The sequence below is a fragment of the Amphritea atlantica genome, from assembly GCF_018860855.1.
Lineage (GTDB): Bacteria > Pseudomonadota > Gammaproteobacteria > Pseudomonadales > Balneatricaceae > Amphritea > Amphritea atlantica_A.
In genome coordinates this window covers 22,264-47,651 of the sequence record NZ_JAHKQE010000010.1, presented here as the reverse complement: position 1 = coordinate 47,651, position 25,388 = coordinate 22,264, and the positions used below count along the sequence as shown (strand labels likewise).

General features: G+C 46.1%; 18 protein-coding genes. 7 read left to right on the top strand and 11 right to left on the bottom strand.

The annotated features are described in order from the left end of the window. Positions 1–107: 107 nt before the first annotated feature. Positions 108–1,364 (bottom strand): urea ABC transporter substrate-binding protein, encoded by a 1,257-nt coding sequence (gene urtA / locus KO512_RS04255; RefSeq protein WP_289847210.1) that lies wholly within the window; start codon positions 1,362–1,364, stop codon positions 108–110. A gap of 273 nt (positions 1,365–1,637) precedes the next feature. Between urtA and KO512_RS04250 the strand changes: the two genes are divergently transcribed. The 3 genes from KO512_RS04250 (at position 1,638) to KO512_RS20435 (ending at position 6,270) form a co-directional block, all read left to right on the top strand. Then, positions 1,638–5,090 carry a hybrid sensor histidine kinase/response regulator gene (locus KO512_RS04250; RefSeq protein WP_215951099.1) on the top strand — a complete coding sequence of 1,151 codons (3,453 nt, stop codon included), beginning with the start codon at positions 1,638–1,640 and terminating at the stop codon, positions 5,088–5,090. Then, positions 5,077–5,985, top strand: a complete 909-nt coding sequence (locus KO512_RS04245; protein ID WP_215951098.1) for a DNA-binding response regulator — start codon at positions 5,077–5,079, stop codon at positions 5,983–5,985. Before KO512_RS04250 ends, KO512_RS04245 begins: the two co-directional genes overlap by 14 nt. 141 nt (positions 5,986–6,126) lie before the next feature. Then, positions 6,127–6,270, top strand: coding sequence for a transposase domain-containing protein (locus KO512_RS20435; protein ID WP_215951121.1), 144 nt, complete (start codon positions 6,127–6,129; stop codon positions 6,268–6,270). 276 nt (positions 6,271–6,546) lie between these two features. Here the strand turns inward: KO512_RS20435 and KO512_RS04235 are convergent, their stop codons facing one another. The 10 genes from KO512_RS04235 to KO512_RS04195 form a co-directional block, all read right to left on the bottom strand. Next, positions 6,547–7,176, bottom strand: coding sequence for a glutathione S-transferase family protein (locus KO512_RS04235; protein ID WP_215951097.1), 630 nt, complete (start codon positions 7,174–7,176; stop codon positions 6,547–6,549). A 120-nt stretch (positions 7,177–7,296) separates the two neighbouring features. Beyond that, positions 7,297–7,419 (bottom strand): hypothetical protein, encoded by a 123-nt coding sequence (locus tag KO512_RS20275; RefSeq protein WP_289847209.1) that lies wholly within the window; start codon positions 7,417–7,419, stop codon positions 7,297–7,299. 259 nt (positions 7,420–7,678) lie between these two features. After that, complete coding sequence (locus KO512_RS04230; RefSeq protein ID WP_215951096.1) at positions 7,679–10,318, bottom strand: LuxR C-terminal-related transcriptional regulator; 2,640 nt, start codon at positions 10,316–10,318, stop codon at positions 7,679–7,681. A gap of 134 nt (positions 10,319–10,452) precedes the next feature. Beyond that, positions 10,453–11,214: a glucose 1-dehydrogenase gene (locus KO512_RS04225; protein ID WP_215951095.1), complete on the bottom strand. Its 762-nt coding sequence runs from the start codon at positions 11,212–11,214 to the stop codon at positions 10,453–10,455. A gap of 79 nt (positions 11,215–11,293) precedes the next feature. Next, positions 11,294–12,106, bottom strand: a complete 813-nt coding sequence (locus KO512_RS04220; RefSeq protein WP_215951094.1) for an SDR family NAD(P)-dependent oxidoreductase — start codon at positions 12,104–12,106, stop codon at positions 11,294–11,296. Positions 12,107–12,243: 137 nt separating this feature from the next. After that, positions 12,244–12,627: a hypothetical protein gene (locus KO512_RS04215; protein WP_215951093.1), complete on the bottom strand. Its 384-nt coding sequence runs from the start codon at positions 12,625–12,627 to the stop codon at positions 12,244–12,246. Positions 12,628–12,717: 90 nt separating this feature from the next. Continuing rightward, complete coding sequence (locus KO512_RS04210; protein WP_215951092.1) at positions 12,718–13,848, bottom strand: saccharopine dehydrogenase family protein; 1,131 nt, start codon at positions 13,846–13,848, stop codon at positions 12,718–12,720. Positions 13,849–13,957: 109 nt separating this feature from the next. Continuing rightward, the gene (locus tag KO512_RS04205) at positions 13,958–15,550 is read right to left on the bottom strand and encodes a class I adenylate-forming enzyme family protein (protein WP_215951091.1); all 1,593 of its coding nucleotides are present in this window, start codon (positions 15,548–15,550) and stop codon (positions 13,958–13,960) included. Positions 15,551–15,560: 10 nt separating this feature from the next. Further along, a complete protein-coding gene (locus tag KO512_RS04200; protein WP_215951090.1) occupies positions 15,561–16,796 on the bottom strand; it encodes a thiolase family protein in 1,236 nt (411 codons plus the stop codon). A gap of 49 nt (positions 16,797–16,845) precedes the next feature. Then, on the bottom strand, positions 16,846–18,093 hold the full coding sequence (locus KO512_RS04195; RefSeq protein WP_215951089.1) for an acyl-CoA dehydrogenase family protein: 1,248 nt from the start codon (positions 18,091–18,093) through the stop codon (positions 16,846–16,848). 331 nt (positions 18,094–18,424) lie between these two features. Between KO512_RS04195 and KO512_RS04190 the strand changes: the two genes are divergently transcribed. The 4 genes from KO512_RS04190 to KO512_RS04175 all read left to right on the top strand — a co-directional run bounded on the left by KO512_RS04190 (position 18,425) and on the right by KO512_RS04175 (position 25,105). Next, a complete protein-coding gene (locus KO512_RS04190; protein WP_354667731.1) occupies positions 18,425–19,999 on the top strand; it encodes a DUF1302 domain-containing protein in 1,575 nt (524 codons plus the stop codon). Positions 20,000–20,067: 68 nt separating this feature from the next. Then, positions 20,068–21,453, top strand: coding sequence for a DUF1329 domain-containing protein (locus KO512_RS04185; protein WP_215951087.1), 1,386 nt, complete (start codon positions 20,068–20,070; stop codon positions 21,451–21,453). A gap of 113 nt (positions 21,454–21,566) precedes the next feature. Further along, positions 21,567–22,736 (top strand): WD40/YVTN/BNR-like repeat-containing protein, encoded by a 1,170-nt coding sequence (locus KO512_RS04180; RefSeq protein WP_215951086.1) that lies wholly within the window; start codon positions 21,567–21,569, stop codon positions 22,734–22,736. Then, complete coding sequence (locus tag KO512_RS04175; RefSeq protein ID WP_436792262.1) at positions 22,733–25,105, top strand: efflux RND transporter permease subunit; 2,373 nt, start codon at positions 22,733–22,735, stop codon at positions 25,103–25,105. Before KO512_RS04180 ends, KO512_RS04175 begins: the two co-directional genes overlap by 4 nt. Positions 25,106–25,388 lie beyond the last annotated feature (283 nt).

The window sequence follows — 25,388 nt, the reverse complement described above, 5'->3', positions numbered from 1 at the left end:
TAACGTTAATCTTTGGATAGAGACGCGAACATCCTTGTTAGCGATATTTACGTTGTATTTTACTGGCTTATTGAACGATGTTTGTCTGCTACACCAGCGGTTGACATTTATTGATAACCAGCAGGGAATGGGTTGGGTTCGATCAACTCTGAGGTGTATACCACTGTCGCCTGACCATCTTTACCCCATTCGCCCACGCGGGTCTTGCTCCACAAATGGTGGTTTTGATGAAGCTTTACGTAACCCTCAGGAGCTGTTGTTAGCTCAATATCGCCTTTTTCGGACTCAGCAACCACTTTATCAATATCAAAAGAGCCTGCTCTTTCAACAGCGGCTTTCCATAACCACGGACCAAGGTAGGCCGCTTGTGTTCCGTCCCCTATGACACTGTCTTCCCCCCACATTTCTTTGAATGCGGTAACAAAGGCCTTGTTGTTAGGGTTATCTTGACTTTGGAAATACTTCATGACGGAGTAAAAGCCTTCAAGGTTTTCTCCCCCAATTCCCAACACATCATCTTCTGTTACTGAAATTGTCATCAGTGTCTGTTTTTTTGATGTGATGCCGGCTGCTTTCAGTTGTTTAAACCAAGCAACATTGCTGCCACCCACTACCGCCGCGTAAATGACATCAGGCTTTTTCAAACGGATCTTATTGATGACAGAACCAAATTGTGTGTTACCTAAAGGCTTATAATCTTCGCCGACTACTGTACCGCCAAGCTCGTTTTCAATGTGCTTGCGTGCAATTTTCATCGCCGTTCTAGGCCATAGATAGTCAGAACCGATCAAGTAAAAAGTCTTGGCTTCTTTCTCTTTAGCCGCCCAGTCCAAGCCAGATAGAATTTGTTGCGTGGCTTCTTGTCCGGCGTAGATGACGTTTTTTGATTGCTCCAGTCCTTCGTAGAAGGTGGGGTAATATAAAAGGCCATTTTCTTTTTCAAAAACGGGTAGTACCGCTTTACGTGATGCAGATGTATAGGCGCCAAACACAGCGGCTACTTTGTCTTGCACTAAGAGCTTTCTGCCCTTCTCGGCGAAGGTAGGCCAGTCACTAGCACCGTCTTCCTGGATTATTTTAATCTGTCGCCCGAGAATGCCGCCCATTGCGTTGATTTGCGAAATAGCCAATTTTTCAGCTTCTTGTGCACCGGTTTCACTGATTGCCATAGTCCCGGTTAGCGAGTGTAAAATGCCGACTGTGACCGTATCATCAGTGACTGCTAAGCCAGTTGTATTGACGTCTGCTGCTGATGCAGACATGCCTATACTGGATAGAAGAATGGCAGCAGGAAGTGCCATCAAGCCTTTTGCAATACGTCTACGTATTGTATTGGGTAGAAGAGAACTGCTAGTTTTTCTCATGAGATAGCCTTTTTAAAGTTACTGAATCAGACAGTGTTGTCGTGCTTTAAAGGTTATGTTGAATTGAGGGGGGGGATAATTCGTTAATCGCACTACCTGTCTACGTTATTTGACGTACATTTGTTGGTGTGATTCGTGCTACTCCTATGTGATACTCTATTTCAAGGATTAAAGGGCCAGCAAAAATTGATTTACAACGGTTAGATATATGAGGGATCGCGATTAAGCACACGGTAATTTAAGTGCTATTTTTTTACTTGAGGTAGCACTTAAATGAGTGATCAGCATGTATTCAAGGCCCGGCGTAAATACAATCGCTGGGTGGCGAATCAAACTTTAGAAGATTACGCTCTTCGTTTTACCTCAAAGAGCGCTCGGCGCTGGTCGGTCAGCAGAGTTGCTAATACGGCATTGGGAGGTATCTCAATGCTTGGATTAGAAGCAATAGGAGGAGCGATTACTCTCGGCTATGGGTTTGATAACGCTATCGTTGCCATCATTGTGGTGTCGCTTATTATCTTTCTCACTGGATTGCCTATTAGCTACTATGCGGCACGCTACGGCGTAGATATCGACCTGCTTAGCAGGGGGGCTGGTTTTGGTTACGTAGGTTCGACTATTACCTCGCTTATTTATGCCTCCTTTACCTTTATATTTTTTGCGCTTGAAGCGGCCATTATGGCGTCGGCACTCGAAGTCTTGTTTGGCTTGCCTCTGAGTATGGGTTATCTGATTAGTGCGTTGGTCATAATCCCGCTGGTTCTCTACGGCATCACCTTTATCAGTCGATTTCAGCTCTGGAGCCAACCTCTTTGGCTAGTCCTTCAATTAACGCCTTTTGTCTTTATTCTATGGTATGAGTGGTCTTCTGTGGATGAGTGGGTAGGGTATTCCGGATCAGCACCGATTCAGGGCGAAGGATTTAACGTGCTCTTTTTTGGTGCAGCTTCGGGAGTGTTATTCGCACTAATCGCACAAATAGGCGAGCAAGTAGATTTTTTGCGTTTTTTACCCGAAAAAAAATCTGACAACCGGGTTCGCTGGTGGCTAGCGCTTATTGCAGCAGGTCCTGGGTGGATTATTCCGGGTAGTTTGAAAATCCTGGCAGGATCATTTCTAGCGGTGTTAGCCATCAATCACGGAGCCTCTGAAGTACTGGCTGATGATCCTTTTCATATGTATTTGATTGCCTTTGGATATTTAAATCAGTCAGCTACAGCGACGCTCGCCATGACTGGTATATTCATTATCATCTGCCAGCTAAAAATTAATGGCACCAATGCCTATGCAGGCTCAATCGCGTGGTCTAATTTCTTTTCGCGTTTAACTCATACCCATCCCGGGCGCGTTGTCTGGTTGGTGTTTAACGTTGTTATTGCGCTTTTGGTGATGGAATTAGGCATTTATGGGGCTCTAGAGAATATTTTAGGAATATATTCCAACGTGGCGGTCGCTTGGGTCGGTGCATTGGTGGCGGATCTGGTTATCAATAAGCCTTTGAAGTTGAGTCCCAAGCATATCGAATTTAAGAGGGCACACCTCTACGATATTAACCCTGTTGGTGTGGGTGCGATGTTGAGTGCCTCTGTTGTGGGTATTATTGCTTACATAGGCCAAATGGGCGAATTTGCGCAAGCAATGTCTCCTTATATTGCGTTAATGACAGCGTTTATTGTTTCACCGTTGATCGCTATCGCCACAAAAGGGCGATTTTATATCGCTCGTCCTAATACGCTTGGAATACAGCTGGTTTCTCTTGAAGGAGGTGAGGACTTATCTGTGGAAAGCGCAGAGGTAAAATGTACCGTTTGTGAAAATACATTCGAGTTTGAAGATATGGCATTTTGTCCCGCTTATGGTGGCGCCATTTGTTCTCTGTGCTGCACGCTTGAATCACGTTGCCACGATCAATGTAAAGTTAATGCCCGTTTTGGTGAACAGTTGGTTGCCTTAATAGGAGCAATGTTGCCTCACAAGCTCGCATCGCGACTTAATACGAGTATATTGCAATTTTCAGGATTACTTATTCTAATTGCTGGCGCCATTGCTTCGCTATTTGGGCTGGTCTATATGCAAGTGCCGATAGGTGATATTGAGCTCATAGTCGCTGTGGAGTCGACTATGAAGCAACTTTTTTGGTTGCTAATGATTATTGTAGGTGTCTTGATCTGGTTGTTCGTCTTGGCCAATGAAAGTCGACAATTTGCATTAGACGAGGCACAACGTCAAACCCTCCTTCTAAAAAAAGAAATTAGCGCCCATGGAGATACTGGCCTTGCTTTGCAAAAAGCCAAAGAAGTTGCTGAGGCCGCAAATCAGGCAAAGAGTCGTTACTTGACAGGTATAAGCCATGAGTTAAGAAGCCCGCTTAACTCTATGTTAGGGTATGCGCAGATATTAGAAAAAGATCGTCTTTTAACGACTGAACATCGCGATAAAGTTAGTGTGATTCGACGAAGTGGAGACCATCTCGCTGATTTAATTGAAGGGCTGGTGGATATTTCCAGAATTGAAGCCGGACGAATAGATATAATGCGCGATCAAGTGTCGCTCCAAGGCCTTATAGTCGAATTGATTGAGATGTTCCGTCTGCAGGCGGCCGCAAAAGGAATTCGTTTCGAGTATATTCCCCTAAGTTCGTTCCCCTTGGTCGTTACGGCAGATGAAAAACATTTACGTCAAATTTTAATTAACCTGCTTTCAAATGCTATTAAGTTTACTGAGGTTGGTCAGGTGACTCTTGAGGTTCGATACCGAAATCAGGTAGCGGAGTTTAAGATCAGTGATACGGGGGTAGGTATAGAGTCCCATGAATTAGAACGCATATTTAAGCCCTTTGAACGAATTAGAAAACCGGGATCCCCGCAGACGTCAGGCACAGGTCTAGGGTTAACTATTTGTAAACTACTGAGCGAAATTATGGGAGGCAACATTGAGTTGAAGAGCACCCCTAAGGTCGGTAGCACCTTCACGCTATCGCTCATGTTGCCCAGTGTCGAAAATCCCAAGATACGCCCGGAACCTATTAAACGTATTGAGTCATATGTAGGTAAACAACGCACGATTATGGTGGTTGACGATGAACCAGCACACAGGGGTGTTATCAGCGAGATTCTTTCGCCTTTGGGTTTTATTGTTTTTGAATCGACGTGCGGCGATGAATGTTTAGGTTTTGATAGTCTCGGGGATATTGATCTCTTTTTGTTAGATATTTCGATGCCGGGTATGAATGGGTGGGGATTGGTTAGACTGCTGCGTAAACGGCATATAAAAGTCCCGATTATTATGATTTCCGCTGACGCGATTGAGAACTCAGTTCATGCAGAGTCCTCCGAAAGTGGCATGCGGCTCAATGATGACTATTTGACTAAACCTATCCGAGATAATGCCTTACTCGATAAGGTTGCTACAGCGCTCAACATAGAGTGGTGTTATGAGTCTGATACTTCGCAGATTCAAAAAAAAGAGAGTGTCAAAAATGAAAGCAAAAAAAATAAATTGAATGATGAGAGCTTTTACCACGGTGTCAGTGATGATGACTGTAGAGAGCTTATTTCGATGGCTGAGCTTGGATTTGTTTCAGGAATGGATAACGTATTAATACGCATGGAAGCTGCCAATGTAGCTAATGAATTTGTAAGCTCTTTGCGTTCCCATTTAGGTAGTTATCAATTTTCAGAAATAATTTCTATTTGTAAGCAGGCAATAACAGATGATCAACAATAAGAATAAAGGGGTTGTATTGATCGCAGATGATAGCCTTGATTCAGTAGGTATGCTCAATGAGGTGTTAGCCAATGAAGGCTATACGGTCTTAGTCGCATTAGATGGTTTACAGGCGTTAGCTATTGCTGATCTTATGACACCTGATATTATTTTGATGGATGCGATTATGCCAAATATGGATGGCTTTGAAGCCTGTTTGGCACTAAAGCAAAATAGCGAATTAGCTGATATACCTGTGATCTTTATGACGGGGCTTAGCGAGACTGAAGACGTCATTAAAGGTTTGGAAGCGGGTGGCGTTGATTATATCAATAAACCGATAAAACTCGATGAACTCTTGGCTAGAGTTAAAGTTCATTTAAATAATTCTCGTATGACCAAAAATGCCAGAGTGGCATTGGACGAAGTAGGGCAGTTAACGTTTGCTTGTGATCTTAATGGTGTAATTACGTGGTCTACAAAACATGTGAGGCAGCTGTTAGCTTCGCGCAGTGATGACCTTAAGTGGATGGAGTTGCAGTTACCACTGCAACTTAAAGCATGGCTAAAACATAGCCCTGAAAAGCATACCAGTTTGCAATTGAGCGGGCTTATAACGCCTTTACAGGTTACTTTCTTGGGAAGGCCTTCGCTAGGGGAGTACTTAATGCGTCTCCTTGATGATGACGAGCTTGTGGCGCGGGCTGCTTTTAAAAAACGCTTTGAGCTCACAGAACGAGAGGCTGAAGTTTTATTTTGGTTATCCCGTGGGAAAACTAATATAGAGATGGGCCAGATACTGTCTATGAGTCCACGAACTGTCAATAAACACCTTGAACCGATTTATCGAAAATTATCGGTCGAAAATAGAACTACTGCTGTCTCTGTTTGCTTACAGTACTTGGGTAATCGCTAATAGTCATTGAGTCAACGCCAACGCCTCTAAGGGAAAAGACTAAGGGAATATGCGAATAAGTCCTTCTCAGGAGACTGGCCGAAAAGCGGGCACTTTAGTGTCACGGTACTAGGGGCAAAATCTAGCGCCAACTTTTACAGTCTGATTGAAACGGCGACGGCTAATCAACAAGCGCTTTATCGGTATCTCCGTTATGTCTTTGAACAACTGCCTAAAGCGAATAGCGTTGATCAAATCAAGGCTCTGTTGCCTTGGGATGTAACTTTGCAAGATGCAGTTAACTGACCGCTTACAAGGATTAAGAATGTAGGAAGTAGATCAGCTGCTTCCATGGCGTTTCATGGCTATTTCGGCAGACCGATAACCCTGCACCAGCAGTACCTACCTCTGGCATCTTTTATCTTTTATCAACAGTTGATCACCACACTCCCTTTAGTCAGAAATGGCGCAGTTATTATATGAATCCCCCAGTTGTATTTTTTGGGGCAAATTTGGGGCATTTTAGGTGGGTCCTCTCAACCTTGAGCTTTCCGGAGCCGCTGTATTATGAAGATTGATCATCTAGGCGCTAGCACTGCTGCGCGCACTGACGTGAGCGTACCAGCGGAGTGTATGGGTATGATGCTCTGGCGTTTTTAGCTTGGCCCATTTGGCGAAGTCGAGTGCGCACAGGGCGGTAATGTCCGCGATCGAAAAGGTTTTTCCTGCAACATAAGGTTGATCTTCCAGGTTTTTATTTAGTCGTTCAAGAAAACGATGATAACTGGTAATGCCGCGCTCGACTAACGCGTCGATAGCAATAACACCCGAAGTACCCGCTAGGGCTCTTTCTTTGAAGTGTGGCACCGAGTTTCGCAGTACATCTGCCAGTGGTAGTAGTGCGTCAAACTCAATATGGCGTTGGCACGATTCTATCTTTGCTTTGCTTTTTGCATCGTGGCCCATTAGTGCAGGCTCAGGCTGAATTTCTTCAAAATACCGACAGATGGCGACACTTTCATCGAGATAACTACCGTCATCGAGTTCTAATAAGGGCAGTACTCCCCGTGGATTTTTACTGAGAAAGTTCGATTGTAGATTTTCGCCTTGAGCAATATCGATTTCAACTCGGGGTATAACGATTCCTTTTTCAGCCATAAACATTCGAACACGGCGAGTGTTGGGCGCAGAAGTGCAGTCATAAAGTTTCATTGAAGGTTCCTTTTATTATTAGTTAACTAGAATAGCTGGGTTGTTTTGATAAACCTATCTGGATTTTTGTTATTGTTTTGGATTGGATGGATTATCGAATCTTGTCATTCGGCTTTATGGTTACAAAATGCTTTTTTGCTCATCGTTTGCTAAATCTAAAGCCGATATTAAGTAAGGCTCCATTTCTTCTAGAGTCATATTTATTTCATAGCCGTTTTGGGCTGCTGTATAAAGCTCTATCATGCTAGGCTCATCCTGTTTATTTTTATTAAAGAGAGAAGGGCGGGTCAAGGCCCCTACTAAATCTAGCAAATAGACTTTAATTAGCCGCCATCATTAGGGATGGTTTATTTAGCAGTCGTTCAAACTTGGGTGAGGGGTAAACATATGAGGCAAGCGATTATTTTAAATGATTGTGATGAAGGGGTAGAACAAGATCTGCTCATACCCCTATTAATAGGATGCTAGTTGTATCGATAAAAAATTAATGACTGTCTTAGTGTTAATCGATAAGTCCTAATTTACGGCTTTCTGCTAACGCTTCAGTGCGTGATTTAACGCAGAGCTTTTCATAGAGCCGTCGGAGATGCCATTTCACGGTGTTGACCGATAGAAATAAGTTATTGGCGATTTGATCGTTCTTCAAGCCTCCGCCGACGAGCTTGAGAATTTCAAGTTCACGGTCAGATAAGTTTTCCACTAGGGGGGTATTTTCGACATCAGCGGCTAATGATTCACCGACTAATACCAGTAATGAATCGCAGTAGGTTATGCGTTTATTATTGGCAATATTAGGGTGTTTGTTCCATTCAATATAGAGCGCTTTGAGCAAGATAATTGCCTGTGGACCTTCATCAATAATACTTCGCACTGAACCGATTTTAAGCCCTAGATCAAGTGCTTCAATCATGCTGCGATGGGCGTTATGGGCATCTTCACGTAAAGCATGAGCAATGGCCTGCAATACTAAGAGTGTTAGCGCTCGACAGGGCGTGTGTATTGCATCAGCGATAAAGATACGAATCTGCGTTAAGGCGCGTTCTGTATTGCCGGTATGAATGTCATAGCGTAGCGGGGCAATATCCTGTGAGCCTCGGATATCAGCTGGATTGAGAAAGCCAGGAGGGTAGTTAGGGACTTTATCGATATCCGTTTGGGCGGCAAATGTTTTGGCTGAATCTAAATCGTCAAGAAGAATAGCAAAGCGAACCCTTTCCCAGCGCATCTCCTTGACCAACCGTGGTAGCGATGCACTGACCCCAGCAATTTCACCCTCCTCAAGATAGGAATAGGCGGTGTTTAGGTCGCCGTTAATAAAGGCAATGCGAGCCCGAGTTAAGCAGCCAGTAATCACCATATCTGGTGGAATCGTATTGTTGATCGCATCAGCGAAATGTTCATCAAGAAGTTGCTGTGCTTCATCAAACTGATTGAGTTCGAACAATAAGCCGACTTGAAAGCCGAGACAGACCGCTTTAGATACCTGCTTAGTAAGAGATGGGTCATCAAAATTTTGGTAATCCGCATCGTAGCCTATCTGGTTAAAACGTTCCTTGGCCAATAATAGATTACCCAACTGATACTCTCTTAGGGCTGCAAGGGTGTCGGAGTAGGCTAAACCAAAACAACTACCGGACTTAATATGGGCGGCGCGGGCTTTTAAAATATACTGCTGCGCGAGTTGATATTCTTGTGCGCCGATATTGTAGAGAGCAATTATATTAGCGAGTACGCCTCGCTCGAAGTGATCATCTTCGCGGATGAATGGCAGCTGTTCATAAGCTAACGTACCGGCAGAGGGGACATCATCCTTCATAATGAGCAATAGTGACTCTAGGGTGAAGAATAGCGAGAGTAGTTCTTCGGGTAATCCTTGCTCAGCTTTGATGATTCTTAAGCGCTGAAGTAGGGTTTCTGCATTTTCTTGCTTATGAAGGAAGAGGCTGGCCCAGCAGGTGCTGGATAGCAGAGTCGGCGTATTGATAGGGTATTGTGATGAGATTTCAGCGGTGAGTGTAATTAATGTTCCGAGTTGCCCCTGAGTGACCAAATATTTACTAAAGCTTTCCAGTATCTCTGTCGCAAACGATAGGTTTTTCGCGGCGATGGCGTGATGAATGGCTTCTAACTTATAGCCTTGGTCGTCATGCCATGTGGCAGCTTTATCATGTAGTGCAGCTATTTTTTGAGGGATTAACTGGGTTAATCTTTTTAATAAAAATTGTCGTACGAGTCCATGCAATCTAAACCAATGGCGCTGTTTATCCAAAGGCTGAAGAAAAAGGCCTTTTTCACAGAAACTTTCCAACTGCGTTTGTGCGCCTTGTTCTCCGGTTAGTGCTTCACAGAGCGATGCGTTCATACGGTTTAAAACAGACACTTTGAGTAGAAATATCTGCTGTTCTGTACCCAGTTTGCGAAATAGCTCTTCGGAGAGAAAGTCGGTAATTTCATCCATTTCACCGGTAAGATTTTGTACCCAAGTTTGTGCATCATCCATGCGGGGGAAACATAGCATCGCTAAACGAATACCTGCAATCCAGCCCTCGGTTTTGTCGGTGAGTGCCTGCGTGATGGCGTCGCTAAAGGGTCCAGTCAGTCGAAGTTCACCAAGACGTGTAGTTTCTTGAGTGCTGAAACGTAAATCTAAATCACTCAGCTCTAATAATTCGTTTTGTAGCTTGAGTTTAGCGAGGCTCCAGTCAGTCTTTTTTTCTCTCGAGGCGACTACAATAAGCTTCCCCGGAGGCAACTGTTGTTGCAACATCGATAATAGGCGTATCGATTCAGCATTATTGAGCGTTTCGAGTTCATCAATAAAAAGCACTGATGGTGCGTCGGGCTCTTTAAAAAAATCAGCAAGTAAGGTGGCGTGGTTAAGTATCGATCGACGCAGGTCTATTGATCCAACAGGATGTGTGTTACCAGTCAGTGCATAGCGCAAATAGGTGAATAGTCGGCCCGGATCATTATCATCTTCATCGAGGGTCAGCCAAGCTGTCGTGACCCCTTGTTGAGTCAGCGAATGTTGCCATTGTGACATTAGTGTTGATTTTCCGTAGCCTGCTGGGGCCGCGATTAGGATTAAGCGTTTATCTCGATTCAGGTCGAGTTGATCAAGAAGTTGTCGGCGTGCAAGCATGTCCCGACCCCAAGGGAGGGGCGGGGACAGCTTAGTTTCTATTATGAGAATATTATTATTGTTATTCGTCATACTACAATAGCTTATGTCCTAGGAAATGGTATTTAGAAGGGCTCATAATAGGGGCTGGCAGCTTAGTGAGCTGTATATCCACCATCTATAATCAGTTCTGCTCCAGTCATATATTGAGCATCATCTGAAGCCAAAAACAGAGCCGCACTGGCTATCTCTTCGGGCTGGGCCATTCGCTTCATGGGAATGTTGGCTAAAACTCGTTGCTCGAGTTCAGCTGCATCCGCTTCTGAAAGATCTTTCATTGCTTTGCTAACGAGGGGAGTAATTACATAACCGGGATGGAGAGAGTTGATTCGGATATTATAATCTTCCTTCGCGCAATGGAGAGCTGCGGATTTCGTGAAGATACGAACGGCTCCTTTGCTCGCATTGTAAGCCGCTAATTTCGGTTCACCAATAATTCCTTCAATCGAAGATACATTAATGATGCAACCTCCTGCAACCTTCATGGTTTTTATTGCTTCTTGGCATCCGAGGAAAACAGCATCGTTATTAATGGCATGGGTATATTGCCAGTCTTCGAGAGTACAGTTTTCGACATTGGCAGGGATAACAATACCGGCATTATTGACCAGAATATCTAGGCGACCATATTGGGTCAGTATTTTTTGGGTGGCTTCTGCCCAAGCTGTTGGCTCCCTTACATCTAAATCGATATAGAGTGCTTGATCCCCCAGTTCTTGTGTAAGGGCTTGGCCCTGTTCATGGTTAATATCCGCGACAACCACCTTGGCGCCCTCCTGCGTAAAACGCTCGCAGATTGCCTTACCAATACCGGAAGCACCACCAGTGACTAAAACGACTTTATTATGTAAACGCATGGGTAAATCTCCAGACTAAATCGATTCATTGCTTAAACACACCCATTATCTGGGACGTGATTGACACTTGAGGGAGGGCTTATTGCGCGCCCATCCCACCATCAACGGAAAATTCAGCACCGGTGATAAAACCAGCTGCGTCCGATGCGAGGAAGACAATCATCTGTGCGATATCTTCGACCTCACCAAGCTTGCCTATTGGCGTCATGCCGATGATTAGTTCTTCTGCTTCCGCCGTAGTTTTAGCTAAACCAATATCCACAAAGTCCTGAAATGCCTGAGCTCCCATGTCTGTTCTGATAACACCAGGATGTACTGAGTTGACGCGGATGCCGTAGCCTAATTTGCCGAATTCAACAGCCGCGTGCTTGGTGTACAGACGCACTGCACCTTTGGTGGAACCATAGGCGCTATGCCCTGGAACACCAATTAAACCTGCGATGGAAGATAGGTTAATAATAGAGCCGCCTTTACCTGCTGCACCGCCTGGCTTCATTACCTCGGCCGCTGATTTCATGCCTAAGAAAATAGACTCAACATTGACCTTATGAACGTGACGGACCTGTTCGAGAGAGTTCTCTAAAAGAGTGCCGCCGATATAGATACCCGCATTATTGACCAAAATATCGAGCCCACCGAACTGTGATAATGTTGCTTTCACGCTTTTATCCCAATCACTTTCTGAACATACGTCGAGGGTGTGAAAAGCAACCTCTAATCCTTTTTTACGTAAGTTATTGACGGTTCGTTGACCAAGCTCTGTTTGGATATCAGTTGCCATCACTCGAGCGCCCATACGTGCTAAATACTCGACACAGCTGGCGCCGATACCGGTAGCTGCACCGGTGACTAACGCCACTTTATTCTCAAGGTTGAGTGGATTAACGTTCATGATATTTCCTTCGTTTGTTTTTATTAGGGAAAGCGGAATAAACCCAGTACAGACTTCCATCGCTTGTTTAGCGGCCTGAGGACTAGTCTTCAGGGTCGCTGGTTGATGAACAGTGTGTTTTATTAAGGCCTGTTGAATTATGAAGAAGATGATTGCCGTAAGGTGTTTAAAAACAACATAGCGAACACAAGGTCAACGCAGGTGAGTGCTGGTAGTTGCCAGGAGATACTGCCTGCAAAATAGTACCCGACAGGTAGCGCAAACACAGCGAGTTTTCCTACAATGCCGAGGTAAACGATATTACGGTTTTTGTCGAAGTCCAAACTCACCCAGTAATACCCCAGACCGAAAAGTGCGACCAAGCAGGCAAACAGGTGCAGATAGATTGGATTTTGTGGCACAGGGCTCAGGCCTATCAGGTTAAAGACAGGCTGATAAGCAAACAAAAAGATGATCGCGACTGTCCAGTTGAACAGGGCCGCGGTGAAAAAAAATGAGCGGTGTTTATTGTTATTGTTCATTGCAGGTCACCTTGTGTTATACAGCAACAAGAAAATAGGAGGGCATTACCCCCCTTAATATCAGCTTAGGCTGACCGTTTTAATAGGCTGTTATTGAGCCGTTTTAGCTGGCAGGTTACAAAAGCCTTGCTCATGGAAAAACTCAAGCAGTTCGTGATGGCCAAAGGCTTTGGCGGCCGACTGGAAGCCAACCTTTTTGAGCTGGCCGTTTAAAATACGCTTAGCGGATTCAGCACAGATTTCACCGGTAAAGGTGTAAGGTGCCCAAAGGGATAATGAAAAGGTGGTGGTTACTTGGTTGCCTTGGCCATGGCATACAATAACGCTGCGGAAGCGATTATGGTTATCCTTGGCGGGCTCAGAGGTTGTCATTTCATCACCCATCTGATTAGTCAGCTGTTCCTTTTCTTCCTGCGTCATACCTTGAGAACGTTCATTGTAGTTTTGGATAGCTACGATGACATTGCTGATGATCTCGTCACCGAAAGCCGTCAATACGGAGCAGTTACGGACGCGTTCGTCCATCTTGAACCACACAGGTTCGCAAGCGCCGCCCCAAGGAATGGCCAACTTGGGCAATGATTGATGGGGAAGATTGACCGTATAGGCTTTGTCATTGGGCCATGATTTATATTCGCCTTCCTCAAGGTAGAATTGCGTATCAGGGTTACCTTGCATTCGGAGAAATGATTTGGTCGACGCCACGGAAGGTTGGGCATTATCGACTTGGTAGATGATGTCGAGACTATCGACACCCTTGGTTTCTAAAACGACTTCAGCGGCGAGTGCTCCGGCTTGCCACATAAAGGAATTTGCAGGGCTGAGTAATAGATTTTTGGCGGCAAAGGCAGCGCCATATTTTTCTTGGATAGCGATTGTCCAATCTTGCTCGCCGGTGGTATCCAAATAATGGCAACTGGCTTGTAGGCAAGCCTCTACAATGGGCCAACCGAGCTGCATAAAGGGACCGGAGACATTGATGACGACATCCACATTTTCAAGTAGTGGTAACAGTTCTTCTGTGGCATTACTGGTGACGATGAGTTCAGCATCGATGGGCGCGCCAAAACGCTCTTCTACGATTTTACGGGCGGCTTCTAGTTTAGTTTGATTTCGGCCTGCCATATAGAAGGGTATATTGCGTTGCGCCAGAGATTCGGCAACTAATTTACCTGTGTAACCACTGGCACCATAGATCAATACATTTCGCTTACTACTCATGAGGTGAACCTCTTATTATGTTTATTAATAGGCTAAGATTTTTCTGTTTGTGTCTGCGGCCCTTTTGTTATCACAGCTCTTAGTGAGTGCAAAAAGAGTCACATCTTATTTAGCTAAAAACCCTTTCCGATTGGGTATCAAATAGTTCCAATAGGAAACGTTCTTGGGGTTTTTCGGATGCGGTTTTAGGTATTTCATCCACTAACTGCACATAGCTGGGTACGAAGTTAGCTTCTAGGTTTGCTCTGCAATCACTGAATAGAGAATCAGCACAGAAGTTAATGCCAGGCTGTGGCACGACGGCAACCACAATATCTTTTTCGCCTGGGGCGCCAGAGCTTGCCGCGACGCCATAAACATAGACATCGGAAACCTGAGGATTTTCAGCAACCACTTTTTCAATATGAGCAGCGTTAATAAAGTCGCCGTTACGGCGAATTCCGCCTCCCTTACGGTAGTGAAAAAATAACCAACCTTCCGCATCGATATGGCCTATATCGCCCATACGTAACCAGCCGTCACGAATCTTTTCTCGAGAAGCTTCCTCGTTCTTGAAGTAGGCTACCTTAGGCACGCTGCCATCGGCATTGCGGAAGATAATCTCGCCCGGTGTACCGGGAGGACATTCGGTATCGTTTTCATCGACGATGCGAACCTCCAATGATGCAGGAGCTTTACCGATACTTCCTACGGGGCCTAATCCCATTGGATTAAGTGATAGACCACCTTCCGCTGCGCCGTAAATTTCGTAAATATCAACATTAAAACGCTCTTTAAAGTCGTTCCAAAGCGCTGCCGGCATACCCGCACTGAGAACATAACGTACAGGATTGTCGGCATCATCGGGTTGCTTGGGAACGCTATAAAGTGCAGTGGTCATTCCCCCCAGCAAATTGAATACGGTACAACCATAACGACGTGTAATATCCCACAGACGTGATTTAGTAAATTTACGACTGATGACTGCTCTGAGCCCCATTTTCAGTGCCACGCCCATGGTTAGCAGTTGAGCGTTGGCATGGGTGAGTGATAAACCTGTATAGGGGCGATCTCCTTGACGCATACCGAGAAACTCTCCCTGACTGACAACATCGCCAAAGCGGCGGTGCGAGGAGAGTATTGCTTTAGGGTCACCGGTGGTGCCCGAGGTATATAGCATTTGCATCGGCGCATCCGGATCTCGAGAGATCACGGGTAATGTTGGTACCTTAGCGGTTAGCAGCGTTTGAATATCCAACGTACCTTTGCCCGCGGTCGCCATTGAGTCGGTATTCAGTTGGATTATCCACTCAAGCTCGGGTAGTTGAGCTTTGATCGAATACAGGTTGTCGAGGGCGTAGTCGGCACAGATCACTCCTCGGCACTCTGAAAATTCCAACATATATTTTAATTTGGCACCCTGAACCCGAGGGTCGATCGGCACAAATACGGTACCGGTAATGGATGCAGCAATCATCGCTTCAACAAATTCTGGATGGTTTTGCATTAGCAGAGCAAACGTTTGTCCAGGCTTGAGGCCTTGGGCATTCAGCCCCGCCGCGATACGCTGTCCGTTATCCCAGAGTTGTTGATAGCTGCGCACCTGTTCCTGAATACAGCCCTCGGCATCCACATGGATAAAGGTTAGGACATCCAGGTTCGGTTGGCGGTCCACCCAATTTTCGATCAGGTTGGCAAGAATAAGCTCGTCTCTAATACTCATAGCAGACCTTCTATTTTGTCAGGATACTAACGACCACAGCGGCAGCGTCGGTATTGATCCAGCCACCGCCATTTTCAGCTAAGGCAATACGCGCGCCTTCGACTTGACGTCCTTCAGCACGGCCCTGCAACTGCTCGGTTAGTTCAACGATTTGGGCGATACCGGTGGCGCCAATAGGGTGACCTTTACGGAGTAGTCCGCCGGAGGTATTAACCGGTACGCGGCCACCTAGCTTGCTATGGCCTTCTTCCACGAAACGCCCACCTTCACCTTTGTTACAGAGTCCGAGTTGTTCGTAATAGATCAGCTCAGAAGGCGCGGAGGCGTCATGTAGCTCGATACAAGAAAGGTCTTCTGGTCCTACGCCGGCTTCTTCATAAGCCTCCATTGCACAGGTCTCAGTAACACCGGCTTCATCTTCCGATTGTGGGTCCCAGCCGCTGCGTAGTACGGAGCTAGCCACTTTAACCGGATCACTTAAACCCATTTCACGGGCTTTTCGTTCGCTCACCAATACCACCGCTGCGGCACCGTCACCGATGGGAGAACACATAGGTAGGGTAAGCGGATATGCAATTTCCGGTGCGGACAATACTTGTTCGACGGTTAACAGATCTTGATATTGAGCGCGAGGGTTTAGGCTGCCATGGAAGGAGTTTTTGGCTGAAACGGCGGCAAATTGAGCCTGAGTGGTACCATACTTTTCCATGTGCTCCAGCGCCATTGAAGCGTAGATGTCCATGAAAACCGAACGCTTAGTACCGGCGCCATCCATGTCTAGCTTCATACCCGCGGCTTCAGCGCGAGCTACGATTTGCTGCTCAACCGCGTCATAGTTTTCGACATCAACTGCGCCGCTGAAAACCGAGAAGGTTTTTAGCTTATCAGGGTGAAATAATTTTTCCGCACCGGTGGCCAGCACGACATCATAGAGACCGCTGGTAATCATAGTGCAGGCCTGGTTAAAGGCCGTTGAGGCCGAAGCGCAGGCGTTTTCGATATTAATGACGGGAATCTGGCCAATACCTATTTCACGTAAGGCCATCTGGCCGGGTACACAGATTTGGCCGACGATGATGCCTGCGGCAGCATTACCCATATAGGCAGCTTGCAGGTCTTTAGCGTCTAATCCTGCGTCAGTTAATGCTTGGTTTACGGCTTCGATGGTGAGTGATTTCAGGCCTCGGTCTAGGTGTTTACCAAACCGTGTCATACCTACGCCTGCAATATATGCATTCTGTTTCATCTTATTATCCTTGCGTTATCTCTGGGCTATCAGTCAGGAGCAGGCGGTTTTAGAGCAGTTCCGGATTGATCAACAAGTTGCCGCCTTTGATGGCGAGTATCTCGTTACAGCCGTCGGCAATTAGTCCAGAACGAGCATCGCGTAGTAGCTTTTCCATGGGATATTCTTTAGTCATGCCGTTACCACCGAAAATCTGTAAGGCATCACTGGCCACTTCAAAGGCCGTTTGTGTGCAGGTGATTTTAGCGGCAATAGAGCCTTGTAAGGCGTGATCTGATGCGGAGGCATTGTATTCCACAGTACGTCGGAGTAGAGCGCGGGCGGCTTCTATCTTGCGGAACATATGAAACATCCGGCTTTTAACACTTTGGTGGCGCATGATTGGCAGGCTGCCCTGTTTACGTTCATGAGCATAGGCGAGGGCATGTTCATAGGCGGCGCGGGCCACACCAATATACATATTGGCAACGTGGGCATTGGCCTCGGCAAGCGTGCTATAGAGAAACTTAGCGTAAGTATCAGGCCCTGCTAGCAGGTGACTTAGGGGAACCTCGACATTGTCGAAATAGAGTTCACCCTGATTGAGCGCACGAACGCCTGCTTTGTCTAAGGGTTTACCTCGAGTGACCCCCTTAGAATCTAGCGGCACAATCATAGAGATACCTGGACGGGTGGTGCCGTTATCATCGTAATGGCAATACAGGGCACAGACTTCAGCTGTCATCGCACCGGATACCCAAGCGGATTTCTGACCATTAATAATGATTTTATCGCCTTCAATTCGGGCGGTGCAGTTTGGTCGGCCATACTGTCCTGCGGAGTCTTGCATCGTGCCATCGGTATCGAGCATATCGCTACCATGATCCGGCTCGGTAATACCCCAGCAGCCGCGTTTACCATCACAAAATGCGACCATGTCGTGATTACCCGCTATTGCCGCGTAGAGTACGGGAAACTGATTAACTAGAATGGCACCGGCTAGGCCAGCGTCACCCCAAGAGAGTTCTTCTGATGCAATGGCCATGATTCTAGCCCGCTCTACTGGTGCCATGTCCATCATCGCGGTGACGGAAAGGCCTAGCTCTTTTGCTTGCTCTAATACGCTCCAGAGCTTTGACCCTTCAGCGATCATCTCTTCCGGTGTCACTTTGTCTAGTTCCATACCGATAGGGCGGAGTACTTCTTTGGCGAATCGTCGAACGCCTTCTTGAACGGCTAATTCTTCTTCGGTTAAACCAGATTCCAAACCAGTTGGCGGAAGTTGAGGACCGTGAATATTTTGATGATGTAATGGCATTACTAAGAACCTCATTATTGTTTTTATAACTAACGTATGTTGCTCTGTTTGCTTGGTGACTTCTTAGCAGCAAAAGCAGAGACCTATCACTGTTTTTCGGGTTTATGTCTTGCAGGTTAGCTATGAAAAATGAGGGGGTAACCACCCGAAAGGATAGAACTGACTGTCTGAGTGGGTGGGTGGTTTTTCCATCCTTTGGGATGGTTTTTGATGGGTGGCCTTTTGTTAGTTTGAATAAACCTACTGGATCAGATCAGGCTGATAACGCATTAACAAGTTGATGAAAGATAGATCTGGCAGTGCTTAATAATAAACATAAAAAAGAGGCGATATGATGAACTTCCCTAGCAGGAGAAAGCAGTCTTACCGGCTGTTAAAACAAGCTATGACGGCCACCGCGGTGTCTATATGTTTTTCTCAAGGTGCGTATGCATTGAGTTTCGAACCGACAGAAGAGTTACATATTGATTGGGATACCACGCTGAATTATGGTGCCAGCTGGCGAGTAGAAGACAGAGATGAACGGTTAGTTGATCCAACTATTAATGGGGGTGTTAATGTCAATAAAGATGATGGCGATCGCAACTTTGATAAGGGGTTGATCTCCAATAGGATCAGTGTGACCACTGAAATGGATATTAATTACCGTAATGATTACGGTATGTTTCTCCGTGGCCGTGCTTACTATGATGATGTCTATCACCAGAAGACGGATAACGACTCTCCAGGCACATTTAATGGCGCTTCGCATAACTACAACGAGTTTAATGAGGAGACCACGAAACGTCATGGCGACGAAATTGAGATGCTGGATTATTTTGTCTACGGCAACTTCGATTTGTCTGGTAAAAATCTTAATGTGCGTCTTGGTAGTCAGGTGGTTAGTTGGGGTGAAAGTGTATTCGTTGTTGGTGGTATCTCTACGGCACAGAGTCCTCTGGATGCCACCCAATTAGGTGTGCCAGGGGTTGAATTGAAAGATATCTTTTTACCGCAAAAGCAGCTGTATATGCAGCTGGATTTGAGCGAGACAATGTCGGTCGAGAGTTATTATCAATTTGAATGGGATAAAACACGCTTAGTTGCTGCCGGTAGTTACTTCAGCGCCGATGATTATTTCGATGAAGGTGGTGAACAGCTATTTACTGGGTTGGGAACGCTGACTCGAGGCGATGATACCGCTGCGGATAATAGTGGCCAGTATGGTGTGGCATTTCGTTACCTAGCCGAAGATCTTAACAATACGGAATTTGGTTTCTACTATCTTAACTATCACGATAAGTTGCCGGTTTTTGATTGGAGTAAGGCGTTTAGCGATGGTACTTATGCTTTACGATATGCTGAGGATATCAAACTTTATGGTGCTAGTTTCGGTACCGTTATTGGTGATACGAACGTCAGCGGTGAATACAGCTACCGTGACGGAATGCTGTTCTTAGATTCCACTCCGGGTACGACGATGCCGATCAAAGGCGATTTGAGTACTGTTCAACTTTCCGCGATTCATGTTTTTGGCCCAAGTTTCTTGGCAGACGATACCACCTTTACGGGTGAGTTGGGTTACAACAAGGTACATGGTGTTAAAGCCAGCGAACTGCTGTCAAATGATACCGATGGTTGGGGTTTTGCTGCCAAGTTTGACTTGGCATATCAACAGGTGATGCCCGGTATTGATATGAATATCCCGATTATCTGGAACCATGACTTGGCGGGTAATCTCGGCGGCGATTCGGCGGTGCTAGCCACTTTTGATAAGGGTAAAGATGTTGTCAGTGTGGGGGCAGAATTTACCTACCTGAATAACTTCAAAACCGATATTAAATACACCTCTTACCTTGGGAGTGCTGACGAAGATCCACAAGCTGACCGAGATTTTGTCTCTATTAGCGCGAAATACAGTTTCTGATTGAGCACGGCAGCCGATGCCTGTGCTGATAGCGGCTGCTGTCTTTTGATACATAAAGGTATATGACAATGATAAAAACAAATACACCCCCTTTTACTAAAACATGGCTATTGGTTTCCGGACTAGCAGCGGGTTTATGCTGTAGTAGCTTGGCTTTCGCTGCGGTGGATGCCGATACAGCAGCCCGTTTAAACGGTGATCTAACGCCTTTAGGCGCTATTCGTGCGGCGAATGCGGACGGTTCTATTCCTGCGTGGACTGGTGAAGTTGTTAATGCTGAGTTGGCTGAAAACGGTGGCCGTATTGACCCGTTTGCCGGTGAAAAGCCGCAGGTTCAGATTACCGCGGCCAATTATCAGCAATATAAAGAGCAGTTGACCGAGGGACAGGTAGCTCTGTTTGAAAAGTATCCTGACACGTTTCGTATGGATGTTTATCCTACCCATCGTACCCATGCGGCACCTCAGTATGTGTATGACAATACCTTCAAAAATGCGACCCGCGCTCAATTAGATGCCACCGGTAATAGTGTCGACAATGCTTATGGTGGTATTCCTTTCCCGGTACCTCAAAATGGTAATGAAGTGGTTTGGAACCACCTCTTACGCTGGGTAGGTGAGGGCGCTTTTAAAGAGTATGTGTCCGTGACAGTACAAGATAATGGCGCGCTGGGTCATGGCGGTGGCGATCTTTGGGAAACTTATCCCTATTACGCTAAGGATGGCAGTATTGAAACCTTTAATGGCAACCTGCTTGAGTTGTTGCTGATCTACAATAAACCGACACGCCGTAAGGGTGAGGTTATTTTGTTGCAGGACCCTATGGATCAGGCATCAACCCCTCGTCAGGCATGGCAGTATATCCCTGGGCAGCGTCGGGTGCGTCGAGCTCCAACGATTGCCTTTGATACACCGAATGCACAGTTCAATGGTCAGGCAACCTATGACAATGCGTTTATGTTTAATGGTTCGCCCGAACGCTATGACTGGACGCTGGCCGGTAAGAAAGAGATGTATATCCCGTATAACAACAACCATCTGATTCAGGCTTTTAGTGAAGGTGATAGCAAAATCCGTGAGATAGCCACACCGCATCACCCTAACCCTGATTACGAACGTTGGGAAAAACATCGTGTTTGGGTATTGGATGCGACGCTAAAAGAGGGTAAACGCCATGTATATGCTAAACGTCGTTTCTACCTTGATGAAGATAGCTGGGCAATCGTTGCCACGGATATCTACGATGGTCGCGGTAACCTATGGCGTGTTGGTTTTGCCAGCATGTTAAACGCTTATGATCTACCGGGTACGTTGATACGGGGCAACTGGCATACTGATTTGCAAAATGGTGCTTATGCCTTTAACGAGATCGATACTAAGCCTATTAAGCTTTACAAGGGTGAAGAACATGGTTTCTACACACCGAGTAACGTACGTAAGTTGAGTCGTCGATAAGTTTACGTCCTCAGGGGTAGCGTTGTTACCCCTCTCACCCTTCAGGTCTGGGATGTTGTTCACTTCCCCCTTCTAAATGATATGTCAGACCTGTTTTTTGTTGAGTTTTCAGTATGCGTAAAATCAATTACTTTTATCGCCCGCTTTATGATCTAACGGGCCAGTTGATACACCGCCTGATGATCTGTTTAAGTTTGCTGCTGATCAGTTCGCAGGTATGGGCTGTCATCGATCCCCTTCAGGATAGAGCTCCGCAAAGTGAGCGGGCTCAACAGGGGTTGTTGCTTGATATTACCCAAGCGGCGGAGCGGCTGGTAACCGTGGGAGAGCGAGGGCATATCCTCTACTCTGACGATCAAGGACAACACTGGCAACAAGCAAAAGTTCCCGTCAGAGTGACGTTGACGGCGGTCGATTTTGCTACCGCCCAGTTGGGTTGGGTCGTGGGGCATGATGGAGTCATTTTGGCGACTCAAGATGGTGGTGTGAGTTGGCAAAAACAGTTGGATGGCTATCAGGCTAACCAAGCGATTGAAGATGAACTTAAACGATTATTAGCCTTGTCCGATAACGAGCGTCTCGAACAGGGTGTGCAATACCAAACCGAAGAATTGGAATATCTATTAGAAGATGCTGAGTTGTTCAGCGAAGAGGGTGCTAGTCGTCCCTTTTTAGATGTACAGTTTTTGGATGAGCGACAGGGTTTTGCCGTGGGTGCCTATGGTCTCATTTTTAGGACGGTAGACGGTGGCGAACACTGGCAACCGTGGGTGGCTAATCTAGCCAACCCGGATAACTTTCATATTAACGCTCTGACACAGGGGCGCGATGAACTCTATATGGCCGGTGAAGCCGGTTCAATTTATCGTTCCGATGATCAGGGTCTCAGTTGGTCGACCTTAACTTCACCCTACGATGGCCCGTTCTTTGGTGTAGCTGTCACTCAGACTCCTTCAGGAGAGGAAAGTGTTGTCGTTTATGGTCTTCGTGGGCATGCGTTTATCTCTAGCGATAGAGGAGATCACTGGTCGGAACTTGATGTCGATAGTGATGCTGCGGTACTGGGCGTTAGTCAGCTCAATGGTAATCGTATCGTTTTACTGACCAATGGTGGCGAGCTTTATCAGTTTAGTGATGATGGTGAGTTGAAAGGCCGAGGCCTGACACAAGATCGAAGTGCGTTGAGCAGCGGTTTGATGACCACCTCTGATGATCTGTTGTTGGTAGGTGTTAATGGCATGACTCACATTAATTTGCCACAGATGCAGTGGGAGGTTCGATGACTTTTTCTAAGAAAGATACGCCAATGGAGACAAAGCCACGTCGCTTGGTTAGCCGGTTGGGTGAGGCATTCATTGAAAAAACATTGTTTGGTCGGCGAGCTATTATTGTCAGTCTGTTTTTATTGACCACGCTGTGGTTGGGATTTCAGGCGGTACAGATTAAACCCGACGCTAGTTTTGAAAAGATGATCCCGACGTTTCATCCCTATATCGAAAACTTTTTAGCGCATAAAGACGAGCTCAAAGGGTTGGGGAATGCGGTTAGGGTGGTGGTTGAAAATCCGAATGGTGAAATTTACACCACTGATTTTTTAGACACATTAAAACAGATTCATGAGGAAGTTTTTTATATTCCGGGTGTAGACCGAACCGCCATGTTATCTATCTGGTCCGCCAGTGTTCGCTGGACCGAAGTAACTGAAGATGGTTTTGCCGGTGGGCCGGTAATTCCCGATACCTATGATGGTTCAGGCGCCAGTATTGAACAGTTACGTGCCAATGTGTTGAAGTCTGGCAAGGTAGGGACGCTGGTTGCCAACAATTTTAAATCGGCCATTATATATGCTCCCTTAATGGAGTTTGATCCAGACACGGGAGAGGCGCTGGATTACAAGTTATTTTCTGACCGTCTGGAAAAGCGGATACGGGATAAGTATCAATCAGATAAGGTAGTTATTCACATCACGGGCTTTGCCAAGGTGGTAGGTGATCTAATTGATGGCGTGACTCAAGTTGCCCTGTTTTTCGCGATTGCAGTAGTCTTTTCCCTGTTAATGCTGGTGTTTTATACGCGCTGTTTGCGCAGTACCTTGATTATTTTGTCTTGTTCTATAATGGCCGTGGTTTGGCAGCTGGGTATTTTACATAGCATGGGGTTAGGTTTAGATCCTTATTCTATGCTGGTGCCTTTTTTGGTCTTTGCTATTGGCGTGAGTCATAGCGTCCAGATCTTTAATGGCATTGTGCATGAAGTGGCTAAAGGTGCCGATGGTTTAACCGCCTCTCGCAATGCGTTTAGGACCCTGTATATACCGGGCTTAACAGCATTGATTAGCGATGGAATCGGATTTGCCACCCTTATGGTGATTGAGATTGGCGTGATTCAAGAGCTCGCTCTGACAGCCAGTATCGGTGTTGCGGTGATTATTCTGACGAACCTGATTCTCCTACCTATTTTGATCTCATATAGCGGTGTTAGTCCGCGTGCGATTAAAAAGCTGGTGGACGAAGAAGAGGGTCATAGTCACCCCTTCTGGCACTTTATGGCTAACTTCACCCAGCGTCGTCGAGCTGCCATTGTACTGCTAGTGGGAGCCGGTTTGTTTGTGGTCGGTTTTACTCAGAGCGGTGATTTGAAAATCGGTGATCTTGATCCGGGTGCACCTGAGCTTCGGCCGGACTCTCGCTATAATTTGGATAATCAGTTTATTACCGAAAATTACTCGACCAGCACCGATATTCTGGTGGTGATGGTGAAGACCACCGCCGATCAATGTTCGGCCTATGAGACCTTGGATACACTCGATAGTTTGCAGTGGCAGCTTGAAGGTGTCCCTGGGGTGCAGTCGACCTATTCGCTCGTGAACTTTACTAAGATTGCCTTATCTGGAATGAACGAAGGCAGCCTCAAGTGGAATGCACTTAACCGTAATCAGCAGTTATTGAATGCGGCGTCTGTTCAGGCACCGCCTGGTAGTTTTAATAGTAATTGTAGTTTGGCACCATTGATTGTGTTTCTTAATGATCACAAGGCGAGCACGTTAACCGAAGTAACCGGTGAAATTGAACGTTTTGCACATGAAAATGGGACTGAAGAGTTACAGTTTTTATTAGCTGCCGGTAGTGCTGGCATTGAGGCGGCCACCAATAAGGTAATCGAAACCGCACAGTATAAAATGCTGGCGTGGGTTTATGGTGTGGTCTTTATCCTGTGTTGGTTGAGCTTTCGCTCACTGCGTACAGTGATCTGTATTCTGTTACCACTGAGTCTCACTTCGTTACTTTGTCAGACGTTGATGGCGCAGATCGGTATAGGGGTTAAAGTGGCCACATTACCGGTGATTGCACTGGGCGTGGGTATTGGTGTGGATTATGGTATCTATATTTATTCGAAGATGCAGGGTTACCTTGATCAGGGATTGGGGCTTGAAGAAGCCTATTTTAACACGCTGAAAACGACGGGTAAGGCGGTTGGTTTTACCGGTATTACTCTGGCGATTGGCGTTGGCACTTGGACTTTCTCACCGATAAAATTTCAGGCGGATATGGGGATATTGCTAACCTTTATGTTTATCTGGAATATGGTGGGCGCATTAACCTTGCTGCCGGCGTTGGCCTCCTTTTTACACCCTCGTTCAAAGGTTGCTTAAGCGTTTTACTAACGTCGTTGGTTAGCACATCCTCGGTTGTCGATCACAACCGAGGATTTTTGTTTTAAGGTGCTTTACTGGTGCTTGACTTAGTGGGGATGGCGATATGTTTGAAGTGTGTGAGCTTATTGGAAACAGATGGTATACAAGCTCAAGAGAATATTGCTGTTAAATCAACTGTTCGGTAAGGTGATAGAGTGACAGTATAAAGGTAGCTAGAAAGTAATGTGACCAGCTATCGGACGAATGACTGTTTGCTACGCCTTAAGAGTAGCAAACGGAG